The organism is Pseudomonas sp. EA_65y_Pfl2_P74, assembly GCF_963970575.1.
GTDB lineage: Bacteria > Pseudomonadota > Gammaproteobacteria > Pseudomonadales > Pseudomonadaceae > Aquipseudomonas > Aquipseudomonas baetica_A.
This window is the reverse complement of the sequence record NZ_CAXAOQ010000006.1, coordinates 149,928-166,623: the sequence shown is the minus strand read 5'-3', so window position 1 is coordinate 166,623 and position 16,696 is coordinate 149,928. Positions and strand designations below refer to the sequence as shown.

The window sequence follows — 16,696 nt, the reverse complement described above, 5'->3', positions numbered from 1 at the left end:
TTATTGGGCGAATTTCTTCGCCCCGGCCACACACACAATCACGCCCAGCGTCACCGCGAGCATGCCGATGCTGACTTGTTCATGCAGCAACGTCGCGGCCAGCGCCAAACCGAAAAACGGTTGCAACAACTGCAACTGCCCCACTGCCGCGATCCCGCCCTGCGCCAGTGCGCGATACCAGAACACAAACCCGATCAACATGCTGAACAGCGACACGTAGGCCAGGCACAGCCACGCCGACAGGCTGATGTGATTGAGCGAGGCGGGCGCCAGCCACAGACTCAACAGTGCCATCACGGGTAACGACAACACCAATGCCCAGCAGATCACCTGCCAGCCGCCGAGGCTTCGCGACAGTTTTGCGCCTTCGGCATAACCCAGGCCGCACGCCAGAATCGCCGCGAGCATCAGCAAGTCACCGGTGGGCGAGGCGCTGATACCCTGGGATAGCGCGAAGCCCACCACCAAGGCACTGCCCAGAAGCGAAAAGCCCCAGAACACCGGTCGAGGCCGCTCACCGCCGCGCAGCACGGCGAACATCGCAGTAGACAGTGGCAGCAATCCTACAAAAACAATCGAATGCGCCGACGTGACGTGTTGCAACGCGAGTGCGGTCAACAGTGGAAACCCAAGCACCACACCCATGGCCACAATCAGCAACGACCGCCACTGAGTCCGTGCCGGTCGCCGCGCTCGAAACAACCACAGCCATGTCACCGCCAACAACCCGGCGATGGCGGCGCGCACCACGGTGAGAAACACCGGATCGAACTCCAGCACCGCCACCCGCGTGGCCGGCAGCGATCCGCTGAAGATCACCACGCCGATAAAGCCGTTGATCCAGCCGCTGGTTTTTTCCACGGCCGGGTGAGTCAGGTTCGAAATCCGTTCCATGTTAAGGCACGCTCAAAGGTGGGGTTGCATTGCCGCCATGCTGGGGCCGAAAATCAGCACAATCAAAGAATTGTCATGGATACATTCCGACATGCCACGCTCGCGCTACAAGACCCTTGTTGACCTCTACGCCGCTGATATTCGCGCGGGCCGTTTGGCGCCCGGTACGCGATTGCCCACTCATCGAGAACTGGCCGCCAAAGAGGGGTTGGCGTTGGTCACGGCCTCGCGGGTGTACGCCGAACTGGAGGCGATGGGCCTGGTCAGCGGCGAGACCGGACGAGGGACGTTTGTGCGTGAAACGTCGTTATCGGCGGGGCTGGGCATTGATCAAAAGGACGTAGCGGTCGGCATGATCGACCTCAATTTCAATTACCCGTCGCTGCCCGGTCAGGCTGACCTGTTGCGCACTGCGCTGCGGCAATTGGCATTGTCCGGTGATCTCGAAGCGCTGCTGCGCTACCAACCCCACGCGGGTCGTCAACACGAACGCGCCTCTGTCGCTCGACACTTGCAAACCCGTGGCGTACAGGTCGACACCGAGCAAGTGCTGATCGTTAACGGTGCCCAGCAAGGACTGGCGGTGACGTTGATGGCGCTGCTCAAACCGGGCGACGTGATCGCGGCGGATGCGCTGACCTATTCCGGGTTCAAGGTGTTGGCCGAGGCCCTGCATCTGGAAGTGGTGGCGATCCCGCTCGGCGATCAGGGGCCGGATCTTCAGGCGCTGGAAACGCTCTGTCGCAGCCGTTCGGTGCGCGCCGTCTACAGCATGCCGACCCTGCACAATCCGTTAGGGTGGGTGACGCCTCTTGAGCAGCGTGAGCAACTGGTCGCGATTGCCCGGCGGCATGATCTGACAATCATTGAAGATGCGGCCTACGCGTTTCTGGTGGAAAACCCACCGCGTGCGTTGGTCGACCTGGCGCCTGAGCGCACGGTGTACGTGACGGGACTTTCCAAGAATATTGCCACGGGCCTGCGCGTCGGTTTTATCGCGGCGCCTGCGCCCAGGGTGCCGGCACTGGAGCGCATCATTCGCGCTACCACCTGGAACACGCCGGGCGTGATGACGGCGCTGGCCTGCGGCTGGCTCGACGACGGCACCGTCACACGGCTTGAAGAACAAAAACGCCAAGACGCCAAGGCGCGCCAGGCATTGGCCGCCGAGTGGCTCAAAGGGCTGACCTGCATCGGCCATCCGTCCTCGTACTTCCTGTGGCTCCCGCTGCCGGAAGACGTGCGCGCCGATCAAATGGTCGTCGAATTGATGCACGAACAGATTTCGGTCACCACCGCCGAGCCGTTTTCCGTGTCGCCCCATGCGCCACACGCGATTCGCCTGGCATTGGGCTCGGTGGACATGGCGGTGTTGCGCCAGGCCTTGATCACTGTCAGAAAGGTCGTTGGCGCTTACCTGTGAAAACCAAAGTGCTACCCTTGCGCCGCCCGTCTTTTATGCCGCCCCGGAACCCTAAATGAAAAACCGCGCGTCACTGTCTTCAGTTCTGATCCTCACGGCTGGCTTGCTCAGCATCACTGCCCACGCCGCAGGCGACCCTGAAGCCGGCGCAAAAATCTTCCCGCGCCTGTGTGGCGGCTGCCATCAGGTCGGCGAATCCGCTCGCCCGGGATTTGGCCCACAGCTCAACGGCATCATCGGTCGACCGGCCGGGACGTCGGCGAATTACGTGTATTCCGAAGCAATGAAGAACTCAGGGGTGACCTGGGATCACGAAACACTGAAGGCTTACCTGAAAGATCCCAAGGGCGTGGTGCCGGGCACGCGGATGATTTTCTGGGGGCTGAGCGACGAGGAAAAACTTGAAAATCTGCTGGCGTATCTGCAGGTGTTTTCCCCGGTAGGCGCTGCCCAGTGAAACCAGGCAACGCCTACGGTTGTGTCGGCGTTGCACTGTAACCGTGGCTGGCCACTTGATTACGACCCGCCGCTTTGGCCTGATACAACTGCTGATCCGCGCGCTTGATCAGATTGCCGGGGCTGTTGTCCGCCGGGTCAGCCAACCCGACACCGACGCTGACCGTCACCTGCCCGGCGGTGGCGAAATCAGCCTCGGCCACTGCAGCGCGGATCTTCTCGGCGACCCTCTCAGGCGTGTCGGGCATGCTGATTTCCGGCAGCAGTACGGCGAACTCCTCACCGCCGTAACGTGCCACGAAGTCGGTGGTGCGCAGGCTGGTCTGAATCAATTGCGCCAATTGTTGCAGCACTTCGTCGCCGATCGCATGACCGTGGGTGTCATTGATGCGTTTGAAGTGGTCGGCGTCGATCAGCAGTAACGCGAACGGCCGCCCCGTGCGCCGGAACAGCAGGCTGTATTCGGTGAGTTTTTCGTCGAAACGGCGACGGTTGAAGACGCCGGTCAGGGCGTCGTGAGTCGCGAGGTTCAGCAACTCGGCGTTGGCCTGCATGAGGTCGGCGGTGCGTTGTGCCACGGTGGCTTCGAGCGTGGCGTTGGCTTGCTGCAGTTCGCGCTCTTTGCCGAGCAGCGAATGGGTCATCGCCTCGATTGACTGGCCGAGCTGGGCAATTTCCCGAACCGGATGTTGAAGAGGGAAGTGCGCGCCGGGCTGGTTGTCCTGTACCTGTTTGGCCGAGCGCGCGAGTTGCTCGATCGGACGGCTCAGATACAGCGCCAGGTAATACGCCACCACACCAAATATCACGGCTGCGAAAACCCCAAGAATCAACAGCTTATAGAGCAGCAGGTGTGCCGGTTGCAGTGCGGTTTCCAGTGGCTGACGTAAGGCAATCGACCACGACAGTTTCGTGGTTGATGGCGTGGGCACGGTGACCATGCTGGTCAGATAACCGTTACCGACGGACCATCCGCTCGACTTCGAATCGTTCGTTGCCAGTTGCTGGCCCATCAGGGCTTCGGGATACAAGACCTTCCCGTCGTTATCGATGATCAGCGCCTCAATGTCCGGCGAAGCGTTCTTGTGCGAAAACGCCGCCGATTCGACGATACGCGTGATCCAGCTCCAGTGAGCGTGGGCGCCGAGCACGCCAATCACCTGGCCCTCGGCATTGTGGATGGGGGCGGCAAAATCGATAAAACGCAGCGGTTCGCCGTTTGGCATGCCCGGGAGTAACTTGGCCAGCAGCACGGCTTCATGGGGATCACCGGTGTATTGGCCACGTAACCCGGCCTGAAACCACGGTCGTTGCTGCACCGATTGACCGACCAACAGCCCATTCACGGCTTGATGTACGCGACCCTCGGCGTCGGTTACGCCCATCCACGCGTACTCGGTACGCGCCTGAGTGCGCAACTGCATCGACTTCAGAATCGCCGGGTTATCGAGATCGCCACGCTCCAGATGAGACGCCCGGCTGAGCATATAAACCTCAAGCTGGCGCTCGCGTAGTTGTTCGCCGAGCGACGTGGCCGCCGACCGCGCAGTATTGAGCAGCGCATTACCGCTGGCCTGTTTCATCTGTTCAGTGGCGATGTGCCCGACATAAAAGCCGACACTCAACAACGTCAGCAGGGACAAACCGGTAAACCAAAGGGTGAGGTGGCTACGCAGACTGGCTTTGAGCATGAGCGATGTCTGTCTTTGTGTGAGTGGCGCCATGGTATGCGACATCGTCGATGGGCTGCCAGCGATGTGGTTGATGAAACGTGCCGAAACAGTGGACGCAAAAAAGCCCGGCTGATCAGGCCGGGCTCTTCGATGGGACAGTGGTGGCGCCAGTGATTCATGCAACACGGCGTTCGATCAGACGATCCGAGCCACCCTCGGCAACACGGCGTTCGATCAGACGATCCGAGCCACCCTCGGCAACACGGCGTTCGATCAGACGATCCGAACCCCCTTCAGCGACACGACTTTCAATCAACCGATCCGAGCCGCCTTCAGCGACCAGGGTGTGAGCGGGAGTGGCGGCAAAAGCGTTAACTGCGAAAACCGAGAAAGCGAGGCTGAGAAGGGTTTGGCGTTTCATGATCGTGTGCTCCGAGGTGTATTGGGTTTGTCTGGAGCCGATGTTACGCCGCGGATTTTTTATGAGAACTTCATTGACGTGATGGTGACTATCGATGCCAGCGATGTCTGCCCGAACCCCGTCCTACGGGGCTATTGCCCGAATACACAACTCCCCGGTTGCGCGGGTCAGCGCCAACGCATGCAACGCGTCATGGGTCAGACCGCTGCGCGCCTTGGCGAGCCAGGCCGGGCAACTGGAATCATGACGATAAGGCGCAAAGTCGGCATATTGCTGCAGCAGACGGGTTTGCAGTTCATCCAGACGCGGGCGAATCTGCTTGCCCAGATCCGGGCGCGGCGTGTTCGGCGCGGCACCGGCCGCTTGCCATTGGGCCAGCAAACCGTATTGCACCAGTTTGTTGGCTTCCATTTGCGCGGCAATCAACTGCGAGACATCTTCCGGATCGAGCTTGCGCTCGCTGGCCAGCGTGCGGGCATTGGCGATGACCTGCGCTTCCCGTGGACTGTCCTGAATCGGTTTGCCGCTGTCCCACTTGGTCAAAGCGACGAGATCGCCGATATTCAGGCGTTCGTTCAGTGTCAGCAGCAACGGTTGCAAGGACTCAGGAGCTGGCGTCGATGTAGCAGCGTGAGAAGTGCCAGCGAGTAAGGCTAGGCCAGTGCTGATCAGCAGCTTTCGAAAGGGGGGCATTAACAGAACCTCAATGGATGACATTAACGGGTTGTTGTTTACCACAACTGCGAACCGACACATAACAGACCCATGCCCGTTACACAGACAAGGTGCGCAAGAATCAACACTGACTGAAATGTTAATTGCACCCCGCACCCAACTCACCGAAGCTATCCTCAATCAGCCTTCCCGCCGTCGAGATGGACCTCATTTAATGCAAACCCCCACCGCCACCAAACCCCTCTGGCAAACCTACCTGCTGTTCCTTGCGCCGATGGTGCTGTCCAACTTCCTGCAATCGATGTCGGGCACGATCAACAGCATCTACATCGGTCAGATGTTGGGCACCCAGGCGCTGGCGGCGGTGTCGGGCATGTTTCCCGTGGTGTTCTTTTTTATCGCCCTGGTGATTGGCCTGGGTGCGGGCGCGGGGGTGTTGATCGGTCAGGCATGGGGGGCGCGCGAATCGCACATGGTCAAGGCGATTGCCGGGGCAACGCTGTTGCTTGGGGTGTTGATTGGTCTGGTGGCAGCGGTGTTGGGCAGTGTGTTTGCGCGGCAGGCGTTGACGGGGTTGGGCACGCCCGCCGACGTGCTGGACGATGCGGTGGCGTATGCCCATGTGATGATGTGGATTTTGCCGTCGCTGCTGGCCTTTGTGCTGTTCACGCAGTTGTTGCGCGGGGTGAGCGACACGGTTTCGCCACTGCTGGCACTGATGGTGTCGACCTGTGTAGGGCTTGCGCTGACACCGGCGTTGATTCGTGGCTGGTTCGGCTTGCCGCAACTGGGCATCCAGAGTGCAGCGTTTGCGGGGCTCGCCGGCAACCTGTCGGCGATGGCGTGGCTTGCATGGCGGCTGATCCGCAAGGGTCATCCATTGGCGCTCGATCGCGAGTTCTTTAAAGCGCTGCGCCTGGACGGGGTGATTCTTGGCAAGGTCCTGCGTATCGGCCTGCCGACCGGCGTGCAGATGATCGTGCTGTCGCTGTCGGAGCTGGTGATTCTGGCGCTGGTCAACCAGCACGGCTCGCAAGCGACGGCGGCGTATGGCGCGGTGACGCAGATCGTCAACTATGTGCAGTTCCCGGCGTTGTCGATTGCGATCACCGCTTCGATCCTGGGCGCACAGGCCATTGGGGCCGGGCGGCTGGAGCGCATGGGGCCGATCCTGCGCACGGGGCTGTTGATCAATGTGTGCCTGACCGGTGGCCTGATTGTGCTGGGCTATGTGCTGTCGCACTGGTTGCTCGGGTTATTCCTCACCGACGACTCGACCCGAGCAATGGCTGAGCATTTGTTGCACATCATGTTGTGGAGCCTGTTGGTGTTCGGTTTCCAGGCAATCATCGGCGGGATCATGCGCGCCAGTGGCACGGTGTTGGTGCCGGTGGTGATTGCGATTGTCTGCGTGGTGGGCGTGCAATTGCCGGCGGCGTATTGGCTGGACGGGCACTTTGGCTTGCAGGGTGTGTGGATGGCGTTTCCGGTGGCGTATCTGGGCATGCTGGTGTTGCAGACGGTGTATTACAAACTGGTCTGGCGGCATCAGAAGATTGAACGCCTGGTCTAGTGGTTGGCATAACCGCCCGTTGTTTGCTTAAGTCAACCGAGTCCCACGACGGCAAGCGCTGCCCGGAGAACCCCATGTCGATCCGATTGCTGTTGGCCGCTGTGTTGTCCCTCTGCGCTGTACCCGCCGCGCGCGCTGTCGAGTACACCCGGGTCAACACGCATGCCAGTCAGATCAGCTTCACCTACAGCCAGATGGGCTCGCCGATGTACGGGACCTTCGGCCAGTTCGACGCGACGCTGGACTTCGATACCGACAACCTCGCCAGCGCTCACACCTTCTTGCGCATCTACCTGAAGAGCATTGATGCCGGCAGCGAAGATGCCAATACCGAGCTAGTCAAATCGGCATGGTTCGACACCGGGAAATTCCCCGTGGCGGTGTTCGAATCGGGTCGCGTCAGCCAGGTTTCCGACAATCACTACCTGATCGACGGCAAACTCACCCTCAAGGGCATCACCCGCGAAGTGCAGGTGCCGGTGCAATTGAAATCAGGCAGCAATATCGGCATTTTCGACGGTGCATTGCTGCTCAAACGTGATGAGTTCGGCCTCGGCGCGGGGGAGTGGGCGGACACCTTTGTGTCCAGGGACATCGCTATCAAGTTCAAGATCGTGGCACCACAGCGCTGAGGTGCAGGCATGTCCTTTCAGTGGCTGCCAAACAACTGGCGGATCAGGTTGGGGGTGCTGCCGGTCCAGCGCTTGAATGAGCGGCGAAAGTTTGCCGCATCACTGAAACTCAGGTACTCGGCCACTTCCTCGTTGCTCATGCCTTTGACCTGATACAGGTACAGCGCGACGTGTTTGCGCACCAGGTCCACTTGTTGCTGGAACCCGGTGTTGTGTTTTTGCAGCTTGCGCTTGAGGGTGGCCGGGCTCATGGCGAAAACCTGTGCGGCTTGTTCCAGGCTTGGTGGCTGACGGACGTGATCCTGCAAGTGGCGATACAGGCAATCGGTGAAGCTTTCGGTAAAGCCCAATTGCTCGATCTGTCGCAAGGCTTCCTGGCGGGCGACCTGACCGGCCGTCGCCGATGCTCCCGGCCATGGCCGGGCGAGAAATTCCCGCGGAATGCGCATCAGATCCAGCGGTCGCTTGAACTGCGTGTGCTCGCCCAGGTGCACCCAATATTGCTCGACATAACGCGGTTCAGCGTGACTGAAACTGCATTCCCATGGCAGGTGCTGGCCGCTGAGCCACTGACTCATGGCCACCAGCGAAGTCATGCCTGCTTCCAGCAGAAACCGCCATTGCTCGCCGGCGCCGCAGCTGTCCAGCCAGTAGATGTAGGCAAAGCTGTCATCGAGTAACAGGCGCGGCGTCATCAATGGACTGAGCAGGGCCTGTTGCTGCACCAGTGTGTCAAGCGCTTGATGCAGGTTTTGTGCGTGGCGCAACGCATGGCTGGCGGCCCCGTAGTGCCCGGGCAGCAAGCGTTGACCGAACAGGAAACTGCTGTCATCGGCGTCGAGCAAACGGCGACTGTTACCGATCAGACCGAGAAACTGCTGCGCACTGAGGCGAGTCTGGCCGGCCAGAATGTCTTCGTGAAACAGCCCCGTGCCGCGTAGCAGCCGATGGCTGTCGATGTCCCGCGAGAGCGCCAGGTCGATCAGCGTTGCGGGTTGGTAATGCCCGGGAATGAAACGACTGTCGGTTTCGTACCAATTGGTTTTGACGGTCATGGTTGGCCTCAGGCGCTTTTGGCCAGCGGCGACTTGGCGCGTGCCAGCGCCAGGTTCAAGCGTTTGAGCAGCACTTCAGGCGTTTCCTCCAAAGCCATCACCACCGCTGTGCTGGCCGACAGTTGCAAGCGTTCGCCATGTTGCCGGGTCTTGTGCGCCAGGGCCTGCACGCTGAGTTGCAGTTCTTGCGCCAGCAGTTGCGCCTGACGCTCGCCGGTATTGGGTAGCAACACCACAAAACGGTCGCCGGCCAGACGACACAGCAGATCCTGACGGCGCAGGTTCAGCAGCAGCAAATGGCTGAGGGCTTGCAACACGGCATCGCCTTCGACATGCCCGTAGGCCTGATTGATCGCGGCGAAGTTATCCAGGTCGAGCACCAGCAACGACAGTGGTTGTTGCTGCACGAGGCTCTCGGCGAGGCTGGCGGTCAGTTGCCGTTTCAGGTAATCGGCGCTGCCCAGCGGAGTGAGTTTGTCGAACAGCCGATGCTCACGGAACAGTCGCTCGCGTTTCTCCATCTGCGCGCTGATTGCCAGTTGCTCACGGTGCCAGTGATAGATGCCGATGGTCAGCAGGATCATGCCCACGGGCATCGGCCCGGATTCGAGCCAGTGATCCCAAGTGATGCTGGCGGGCAGACGGATGAACTCGTCGAGCCAGTCGATCCACCAGGAAAAGAAAATGCAGCTCAGGCCCAGTGCCAGGTAGTTCGTGACCCGTCCGGCCGGGCGGCTTTTCAGCACTAGCCCCAGCCAGACCAGTGCCAGCAGCGCCGAACCGCCTTCGCCGATGATGTCCAGCCAGACCCACTCTCTGGACGATTTGAGCTCCCCGCACGCCAGAAGCAGGAGTAACCCGAGGTTGGCCGTCAGCAGCAGTGCGGCGAGTTTCCAACGGTGGGGTTTGAGCACTGAGAACATGGCCGCGATCCTTTGGCGAAAAAGCAATGCGCGCCAGCACAGCAGATGTTTGTGACAGCCGGGTGACGGTGGCGGGAGGTCGAATCAGCTCACTGAGGCAGGTGAATTTTTTCAAAAACACCTCCGGCCCTGTGGGAGCGGGCTTGCTCGCGAAGGCGTCGAGTCAGTCAACGCATCGCGCCATGACACACCGCCTTCGCGAGCAAGCCCACTGCCACAGAGAGAAGTCGTGTGCGCAAGAGGTCATTTCAGCTCATTTGTCGCGGTGAATGCCGGCAAACCCCCGGTTTACAGGGTCCTTCGCCCAACCCTGTCACAGAAGCGTCATGCCTCATCCCTAGCTTGCCCTTCCAGTTGCCGGGCCACTTGCCTGGCCTGACCGGACTCTTATGGGGGAGGACACACATGTACCAGCGCAGCAGTTATCCGCGCAGCGGCACCGTCGGGCTCTTCAGTTTCACCCTGACCGCTTTGGCCATGGCGATGACCAGCGAGCGCTTGCACGCTGCCGATGCCAGCGCCAATGTCGAACACGTCGAAGTGGTCGGCCAGGCGGCGAGCATCGACTCGGCGCTCAAGCAACAGCGTCGTTCCGACAATATCGAAAGCGTGGTGCATGCCGACGGCGTAGCGCAGTTGCCGGACGAGAACGTTGCCGAGGCGGTGCAGCGCTTGCCGGGCATCAGCGTTGAACGTGATCAGGGCGAAGGGCGCTTTGTCAGCGTGCGCGGCCTGGGGCCGGACCTGAACAGCGTGACCATCAACGGCACGCTGGTGCCATCCCCGCAAAGCGAACGCCGCGCCGTGGCCCTCGACGTCTTGCCTTCAGAGTTGGTGCAGTCGCTGTCCGTCATCAAGACCCTGACCCCGGACATGGACGCCAACTCGCTGGGTGGCACGGTCGATGTCAAAAGTCTTTCGGCGTTCGATCACAAAGGCTTGTTCTACACCGGCAGTACCGAGGCCAGCTATGACAAGAACACCCACCAGACCAGCCCCAAGTTCTCCGGCGCGGTCAGCGACCGATTCAGCCTCGGCGATGGCATCGACAACTTCGGTGTCGCCGCTGCGCTGAGTTGGCAAAAGCGCGATTTCGGCTCGGATAACGTCGAAACCGGCGGCGCCTGGGATTTTGCGCGCGGTGCGCAATTGGAAGAGTTCGAACAGCGTGACTACGACATCAGTCGCGAACGCACCGGCGGCGGCCTGAACTTCGATTACAAACCCGACGACCTCAGCAGCTATTACCTGCGCACGCTGTACAGCCGCTATAAGGACAGCGAGACACGCAACTCCACCAGCATCGAGTTTGCCGACCCGCAGGCTGCCGGCGTACTGGGCGATGCCGAAGGCAAACGCAAACTCAAGCAGCGCGAGGAGACCCAGGAAATTCAGTCTTACGTGTTCGGGGGCGAACGCATGATCGGTCTGTGGACGCTCAGCGGTCAGGCCGGCTACAGCCGTTCCAGCGAAGACAGCCCGGGCCACATCGCCAACGCGGCGTTCGAGGGCAATGACGATTTTGCCAACAGCGGTTTTTACAGTAACGACAAGCCGCGCCCGATCCTCGGTGAGGATTTCTACAACGCCAATCATTTCACGCTCGACAAGGTCGACTGGGAAAAGCAGAACACCACGGACACCGAGAAGAACCTGCGTCTGGATCTGGCCCGGGACTATGACTTGAGCGGTTATGCGTCTCAGGTCAAATTCGGCGGCAAAGTCAGCCGTCGTAACAAGGACAACGACCTCGATGCCTGGGTTTACAAAGACTTCGATGGGCTCGGTTTCAGCGACGATGCACTCAACCTCAGCCGCTTCGCCAAGGGCTCGGTGGATTATCGTCTCGGCCAGTTCGGGCCGGGGATCAGCACCCGTGCAATCAAAAACCTGATCGGCGGGCTGAACCCAGACGACTTCTATGACGAGACCGAATCAACGGTCAACGACTTCAAGATGAGCGAGGACATCAACGCCGGTTACCTGATGAACACGATCGATATCGATGATTGGCGGTTCATCGCCGGCCTGCGCTATGAGGGCACCGAGTTCGAAGCCAAAGGCACCGGGGCCACCGACGGTGACTTCCAGGCCACCGAGACCAAACGCCGTTATCACCACTGGTTGCCCGGCCTGCATGCGCGCTATCAACTGGATAAAAACACCCAGGTGCGTGCGGCATGGACCAAGTCCGTGGTGCGTCCGACGTTCGGCCAGCTCGCCCCGGGGTTTGTCATCGATGACGATGAAGCCACGTTCGGTAACCCGGATCTGAAACCGCTGGAGTCGAGCAACCTTGACCTGGGTATCGAGCACTACATGGGCCATGCCGGCACGGTGTCGGCGTTCGTGTTCTACAAAGACATCAAGCACTTCGTCTACAACACGGATCTGGCCGGCTCGGGTGCCTGGGCCAGCTTCTCCGAAGCCCACAGCTTTGCCAACGGCGACAGCGCCAGACTCTATGGCCTGGAGTTGGCGTACTCGCAGAAATTCGATTGGTTGCCGGCACCTTGGAACGGTCTGTTACTGGGGGCCAACACCACCTTCAGCCGCTCGGATGCCGAGATCGAAGGCTTCGACGCCGCCAGTGGTCGTCACCGCAAACGCAGCATCGATCTGCCCAGCCAGTCCGACACGGTCGGCAACCTGATGCTCGGCTGGGAAAACGACAAGGTCAGCCTGCGCCTGTCGGCCAACTACAAATCCGATTACCTCTACGAATTGGCTTCGATCAATGACAAGGCGCATGACCTGCACGTTGATGCGCAGACCTTCGTCGACTTCAGCGCACGTTATTCACTGACGAAGGACCTGCAACTGAGTTTCGAGGCGCAAAACCTCACCGATCAGCCGTATTTCGTTTCCACCGGCAACCGTTCCTACAACGGCCAATACGAAGAATACGGCCCGACCTACAAGCTCGGCCTGACCTTCACCCACTTTTAATCCCCGGATGGCGGCCGGGTGCCGCCGTCGATCCACGCACGACAAGGATTCTGCGGTTCATGAGTATTTCTTTGCGACATAAACGCTGGCGACTGGGCGCACTGATCGCCCTGACCGCGAGCCAAGCGCTGGCCGCCACGCCGAGCCTGACACTCACTCCGTGGGCGCCGACACTCAAACTCCAAGCCTTGGGTTTTTTGCCGGGCGACGCACGGCTTGGCGTCAGTTTCACTGAAGGCTTGTTGGTGCTTGATGGCCAAGGCGCTGAACTGGCGCGTTTGCCCGGTTCTTTCAGCGGGTTGGACAGCCGCGCAGACGAACATCACGTCTGGGTCGCCAGCGTCGACAACGCCAGTCAGCGAGCGCTGGTAGTCAGCCTTGATCCGGCCCAACGGCAATGGGGCACGCCGCTGTACCTGCCGACCCGAGACTTCGCGGTCAACGGTTTGTGCCTGTACCGCGACAGCGCCGACAACCTGTTTGTGTTTCTGGTTGGCGAGGAGGGCAAGGGCGAGCAATGGCTGGTGGGTAACGGCGTCACGCTCAACACCCGGGCGCAACGGGTGCGGGGGCTGCCCCTGCCGCCGTCGGCGCAGTTTTGCCAGGTCGATGATGCTGCCGAGCAATTGGTGGTCAACGAAGAGAACGTCGGTTGGTGGGCGTATCCGGCCCATGCCGAAGCCGACGTGCAGCGCTCACCGGTCGCCCTGCGAGAACCGTTCGGCCAGATCAAAGGCGAGGCGGGTGCCATGGCGTTGGTAGCGGGTGGCATTATCGGCCTCGACCCGAAAGCCGCGCAGTTGCACCTCTACCAGCAACAGGCGCAGGGCTGGTCGGCACAAGCGACGTTGCCGTTGTCGGGCTTGAAGGAGCCGGAAAATCTGGCCGTGCGCCAAACCGCCAAAGGTCTGCAAGTGCTGATCCGCGACGATGACGATGGACGCGCCTATCAAGGCCATCTCGACTGGCAAGCCACGCCGGTTGCGTTGCCACCGAAGCTGCCCGATGTCGCGGCGCAGGTGCAGAGCGATCCGGTCGCACGTCAGGGCGATGCGGCAGATGACCCGGCCATTTGGGTGCATCCGCAGCAGCCATCGCTGAGTCGCGTATTGGGCACCAATAAAAAACAGGGTCTGCTGGTGTATGACCTGCAAGGCAAGCAGGTGCAGGAGTTGCCGGTCGGACGCCTGAACAACGTCGATGTGCGCCCCCACTTCAAACTCGGCGCGCTATCGGTCGATCTGGCCGTGGCCAGCCATCGCGATCACAACAGCCTCAGCCTGTTCGCCATCGACCGCCAAAGCGGCGAGTTGCGCGATATCGGCGAAGTGCCCACACCGTTGAACGACATTTACGGCCTCTGCCTGTTTCAACCGGCCAGCGGTGAGATCTACGCCATCGCCAACGACAAGGACGGCACCTTCCTGCAATACCGCCTCGACGCTGCGAACGGCCAGGTTCAGGGCGAGTTGGTGCGCCGCTTCAAGGTCGACAGCCAGCCCGAGGGTTGCGTCGCCGACGATCAGCGCCAGCGCCTGTTTATCGGCGAAGAGGATGTCGGTGTCTGGGCGGTAGACGCCCGCGCTGATCAGCCGGCGACCCTCACCAGTGTGATCAAGGTCGGTGGGTTGCTGCACGCGGATGTCGAAGGTCTGGCGCTCTATCAGAGTCTGGCGCGGGACTATCTGGTGGTGTCCAGCCAGGGCAACGACAGCTATCTGGTGCTGGATGCCGAGCCTCCGTTTGCTGTGCAGGGTGCATTGCGCGTCGGGCTCAACGCGGCGGCGGGCATTGACGGGGCGTCGGAAACCGATGGCCTGGAAGTGACGTCGGTCAACCTCGGTGGGCCATGGAGCCAAGGCATGTTGGTAGTGCAGGACGGTCGCAATCGGATGCCCGAGCAAAGCCAGAACTTCAAGTTCGTGCCGTGGGCCGAGGTCAGCAAAGCGCTGAAATTACCCTGATCCGTCATCAACCGGTCATCACTTTTTCATCGAATAACGGCGCGGTCGTTGCTCCGGCAACACCGGCCATCGCTCACAAGGAGTTTCACCATGCAGGCCACGCTCGAACACATGACTATCTGGGGACTGATCAGCGACGCCAGCCTTCTGGTTAAAGCCGTGATGCTGACGCTGTTGCTGGCATCGGTACTCAGTTGGTACCTGATCATTCAGCGCAGCCGCGTGCTGCAGCGGCGCGACCGCCAGTTGAACGGTTTCATCCAGCGCTTTCGCCGGGCCCCCGAACTGTTGCCGCTGTACCGCGAAACGGCGCAGGTTCAGGAGGTCGAGGCCGGCATCGAGCCCATCTTCAATGCCGGATTCGCCGAGTTTCGTCACCTCAATCAGCACGCGGGCAGCCATGCCGATGCGGTGCAGGAAGGGGTCGAGCGCGCGCTGCATGTCGCGATCAGTGAGCAGGAATTGCAACTGGAAAAGGGTTTGCAGTTTCTCGCCACGGTCGGTTCGGTCAGCCCTTACATCGGTTTGTTCGGCACCGTGTGGGGGATCATGAATTCGTTTCTCGGTTTGTCTCAGGTGCAGCAGGCCACGTTGTCGACGGTCGCGCCGGGTATCGCCGAAGCGTTGATCGCGACGGCCATCGGCCTGTTTGCGGCGATCCCGGCGGTCATCGCTTACAACCGTTTTGCCGCACGTAGCCAAACGCTGCTGACGCGTTACTACGCCTTTGGCAACGAATTGCAAGTGCGTCTGCATCGCCAGTTGCACGGTGCGCCAATGAATCTCGCCGCTGCGGCCTGAACAGGAGAAACACGATGTTAGTCAGGCCGCAACGCAAGCACGGACCCAAAGCTGAAATGAACGTGGTGCCATACATCGACGTGATGTTAGTGCTGTTGGTGATTTTCATGGTGACCGCGCCGATGCTGACTCAAGGTGTGAAAGTCGAGTTGCCGAAGATCGCCAGTGAAGCCTTGGCCAACGACACGCGCCAGCCGATTCTGACGCTGTCGGTGAAAGCTGAGGGCGGCTACTTCTGGAACCTGGGTGGCGAACTCGATACGCAGCACCAGACCGACAGCGCCGTGGCACTCGACGAGATGCGCGCCAAGGTCGAACAGATTGTCGCGCAACGCCCGGATACGCAGGTCTATATCCGCGCTGACAAGGACGCCGGTTACGGCAGCGTCGTGGCCGCCATGGCCGCGTTGCAGCAGGGCGGCGTGAGCAATCTCGGGCTGGTGACCGAGGCCCCGCAATGACGGTGACGACCCCGCACAGTCCGGCAACGATTGCCGCGCCGATGCCGCGCAACGACTTCTGGCAACACAGCCTCGCAGCGACGCTGGCGGTTGCCTTGCACGCAATGGTACTGGTGTTGTTGATCAGCGCCTGGTCGCCGTCCGCCCCGGCGGTCAAACCGCCACGGGTGTTGACCACGCAACTGGTGATGGTTGCGCCGTCAGTCGCACAACCTCCTGAGCCTGAACCGACGCCGGCGCCCGTCATTGAGCCGCAGGCGACTGCGCCGGTCGAACCCGTCAAGCCTAAGGCCGAGCCGGCACCTCAAACGCAAAAAATCGAGCAGGCCGCCTTGGCGCGCAAGCGGGTAGAAGAGCGCAAGCGCGAACAACTGGCCGAGCAACAGCGCGAGCAACTGCAGGCGCGCAAGCGTGCAGATGACGCCGCGCAACAACGTCTGGCACAACAACAGGCCGCGCAACAACAAGCGCGTCAGGCGCAACAGGCCGAACACGCTCGCCAGCAGGCCCTCGCCGACAGCCGCCAATACTTGCCGCTGAGCAAAGAGGCGCCAGAGTATCCAGAGCGCGCCCTGGACAAAAACATCCAGGGTGATTGTTCGGTGCAATACACCGTCAACCCGCAAGGTCGGGTGGAAAACGCCAAGGTGCTCGACGGCTGCCATCCGTTGTTCATTCGCCCGTCACTGGCGGCGGTGCAAACCTTCCGGTATCAGCCGCGGATCATTGACGGCGTCGCCGTGTCGGTGCCGGCGGTACGCAATACCTTTCATTACCGGATCAAGTGAGTGGGGCG

14 protein-coding genes and 1 pseudogene are annotated in these 16,696 nt (G+C 60.9%); 9 read left to right on the top strand and 6 right to left on the bottom strand.

Annotated features, from left to right (window positions below):
• Complete coding sequence (locus AACY18_RS06495; RefSeq protein ID WP_339434108.1) at nt 1–894, bottom strand: DMT family transporter; 894 nt, start codon at nt 892–894, stop codon at nt 1–3.
• A gap of 91 nt (nt 895–985) precedes the next feature.
• Between AACY18_RS06495 and AACY18_RS06490 the strand changes: the two genes are divergently transcribed.
• Both AACY18_RS06490 and AACY18_RS06485 read left to right on the top strand, forming a co-directional pair.
• On the top strand, nt 986–2,317 hold the full coding sequence (locus AACY18_RS06490; RefSeq protein ID WP_339434109.1) for an aminotransferase-like domain-containing protein: 1,332 nt from the start codon (nt 986–988) through the stop codon (nt 2,315–2,317).
• 55 nt (nt 2,318–2,372) lie between these two features.
• Nucleotides 2,373–2,774, top strand: a complete 402-nt coding sequence (locus AACY18_RS06485) for a c-type cytochrome (protein ID WP_339434110.1) — start codon at nt 2,373–2,375, stop codon at nt 2,772–2,774.
• A 13-nt stretch (nt 2,775–2,787) separates the two neighbouring features.
• Here the strand turns inward: AACY18_RS06485 and AACY18_RS06480 are convergent, their stop codons facing one another.
• From AACY18_RS06480 to AACY18_RS06470, 3 genes and pseudogenes are all read right to left on the bottom strand, one after another.
• Complete coding sequence (locus tag AACY18_RS06480; RefSeq protein ID WP_339434111.1) at nt 2,788–4,464, bottom strand: sensor domain-containing diguanylate cyclase; 1,677 nt, start codon at nt 4,462–4,464, stop codon at nt 2,788–2,790.
• A gap of 160 nt (nt 4,465–4,624) precedes the next feature.
• A pseudogene (locus AACY18_RS06475) lies at nt 4,625–4,867 on the bottom strand (hypothetical protein); the annotation flags it as partial.
• Between the two features lie 123 nt (nt 4,868–4,990).
• Entirely contained in the window at nt 4,991–5,560 is a 570-nt protein-coding gene (locus AACY18_RS06470) for a chorismate mutase (protein ID WP_339433851.1), read from the bottom strand.
• Between the two features lie 196 nt (nt 5,561–5,756).
• Between AACY18_RS06470 and AACY18_RS06465 the strand changes: the two genes are divergently transcribed.
• Together AACY18_RS06465 and AACY18_RS06460 are read left to right on the top strand one after the other, a co-directional pair.
• Nucleotides 5,757–7,115: an MATE family efflux transporter gene (locus tag AACY18_RS06465; protein WP_339464573.1), complete on the top strand. Its 1,359-nt coding sequence runs from the start codon at nt 5,757–5,759 to the stop codon at nt 7,113–7,115.
• A 74-nt stretch (nt 7,116–7,189) separates the two neighbouring features.
• Nucleotides 7,190–7,747 carry a YceI family protein gene (locus tag AACY18_RS06460; RefSeq protein WP_339464571.1) on the top strand — a complete coding sequence of 186 codons (558 nt, stop codon included), beginning with the start codon at nt 7,190–7,192 and terminating at the stop codon, nt 7,745–7,747.
• 17 nt (nt 7,748–7,764) lie between these two features.
• Here AACY18_RS06460 and AACY18_RS06455 read toward each other — a convergent pair whose 3' ends face one another.
• The gene (locus AACY18_RS06455) at nt 7,765–8,802 is read right to left on the bottom strand and encodes an AraC family transcriptional regulator ligand-binding domain-containing protein (RefSeq protein WP_339464570.1); all 1,038 of its coding nucleotides are present in this window, start codon (nt 8,800–8,802) and stop codon (nt 7,765–7,767) included.
• A gap of 8 nt (nt 8,803–8,810) precedes the next feature.
• Nucleotides 8,811–9,725, bottom strand: a complete 915-nt coding sequence (locus tag AACY18_RS06450; RefSeq protein ID WP_339433847.1) for a GGDEF domain-containing protein — start codon at nt 9,723–9,725, stop codon at nt 8,811–8,813.
• 405 nt (nt 9,726–10,130) lie between these two features.
• On the opposite strand from AACY18_RS06450, the gene AACY18_RS06445 reads away from it, so the two are divergent.
• The 5 genes from AACY18_RS06445 to AACY18_RS06425 all read left to right on the top strand — a co-directional run bounded on the left by AACY18_RS06445 (nt 10,131) and on the right by AACY18_RS06425 (nt 16,688).
• Nucleotides 10,131–12,674 carry a TonB-dependent receptor gene (locus AACY18_RS06445; RefSeq protein WP_339464569.1) on the top strand — a complete coding sequence of 848 codons (2,544 nt, stop codon included), beginning with the start codon at nt 10,131–10,133 and terminating at the stop codon, nt 12,672–12,674.
• Nucleotides 12,675–12,733: 59 nt separating this feature from the next.
• On the top strand, nt 12,734–14,638 hold the full coding sequence (locus AACY18_RS06440; RefSeq protein ID WP_339464567.1) for a phytase: 1,905 nt from the start codon (nt 12,734–12,736) through the stop codon (nt 14,636–14,638).
• Nucleotides 14,639–14,728: 90 nt separating this feature from the next.
• Entirely contained in the window at nt 14,729–15,439 is a 711-nt protein-coding gene (gene tolQ, locus AACY18_RS06435) for a protein TolQ (RefSeq protein WP_339433844.1), read from the top strand.
• Nucleotides 15,440–15,453: 14 nt separating this feature from the next.
• Entirely contained in the window at nt 15,454–15,900 is a 447-nt protein-coding gene (gene tolR, locus AACY18_RS06430; protein ID WP_339433843.1) for a protein TolR, read from the top strand.
• A complete protein-coding gene (locus AACY18_RS06425) occupies nt 15,897–16,688 on the top strand; it encodes an energy transducer TonB (RefSeq protein ID WP_339464566.1) in 792 nt (263 codons plus the stop codon). Before tolR ends, AACY18_RS06425 begins: the two co-directional genes overlap by 4 nt.
• Nucleotides 16,689–16,696 lie beyond the last annotated feature (8 nt).

What these genes read in the sequence shown, in the direction of transcription:
- AACY18_RS06495 (WP_339434108.1), bottom strand. Translation starts at nt 894, where the DNA reads ATGGAACGGATTTCGAACCTGACTCACCCGGCCGTGGAAAAAACCAGC.
- AACY18_RS06490 (WP_339434109.1), top strand. Translation starts at nt 986, where the DNA reads ATGCCACGCTCGCGCTACAAGACCCTTGTTGACCTCTACGCCGCTGAT.
- AACY18_RS06485 (WP_339434110.1), top strand. Translation starts at nt 2,373, where the DNA reads ATGAAAAACCGCGCGTCACTGTCTTCAGTTCTGATCCTCACGGCTGGC.
- AACY18_RS06480 (WP_339434111.1), bottom strand. Translation starts at nt 4,464, where the DNA reads ATGCTCAAAGCCAGTCTGCGTAGCCACCTCACCCTTTGGTTTACCGGT.
- AACY18_RS06470 (WP_339433851.1), bottom strand. Translation starts at nt 5,560, where the DNA reads ATGCCCCCCTTTCGAAAGCTGCTGATCAGCACTGGCCTAGCCTTACTC.
- AACY18_RS06465 (WP_339464573.1), top strand. Translation starts at nt 5,757, where the DNA reads ATGCAAACCCCCACCGCCACCAAACCCCTCTGGCAAACCTACCTGCTG.
- AACY18_RS06460 (WP_339464571.1), top strand. Translation starts at nt 7,190, where the DNA reads ATGTCGATCCGATTGCTGTTGGCCGCTGTGTTGTCCCTCTGCGCTGTA.
- AACY18_RS06455 (WP_339464570.1), bottom strand. Translation starts at nt 8,802, where the DNA reads ATGACCGTCAAAACCAATTGGTACGAAACCGACAGTCGTTTCATTCCC.
- AACY18_RS06450 (WP_339433847.1), bottom strand. Translation starts at nt 9,725, where the DNA reads ATGTTCTCAGTGCTCAAACCCCACCGTTGGAAACTCGCCGCACTGCTG.
- AACY18_RS06445 (WP_339464569.1), top strand. Translation starts at nt 10,131, where the DNA reads ATGTACCAGCGCAGCAGTTATCCGCGCAGCGGCACCGTCGGGCTCTTC.
- AACY18_RS06440 (WP_339464567.1), top strand. Translation starts at nt 12,734, where the DNA reads ATGAGTATTTCTTTGCGACATAAACGCTGGCGACTGGGCGCACTGATC.
- tolQ (WP_339433844.1), top strand. Translation starts at nt 14,729, where the DNA reads ATGCAGGCCACGCTCGAACACATGACTATCTGGGGACTGATCAGCGAC.
- tolR (WP_339433843.1), top strand. Translation starts at nt 15,454, where the DNA reads ATGTTAGTCAGGCCGCAACGCAAGCACGGACCCAAAGCTGAAATGAAC.
- AACY18_RS06425 (WP_339464566.1), top strand. Translation starts at nt 15,897, where the DNA reads ATGACGGTGACGACCCCGCACAGTCCGGCAACGATTGCCGCGCCGATG.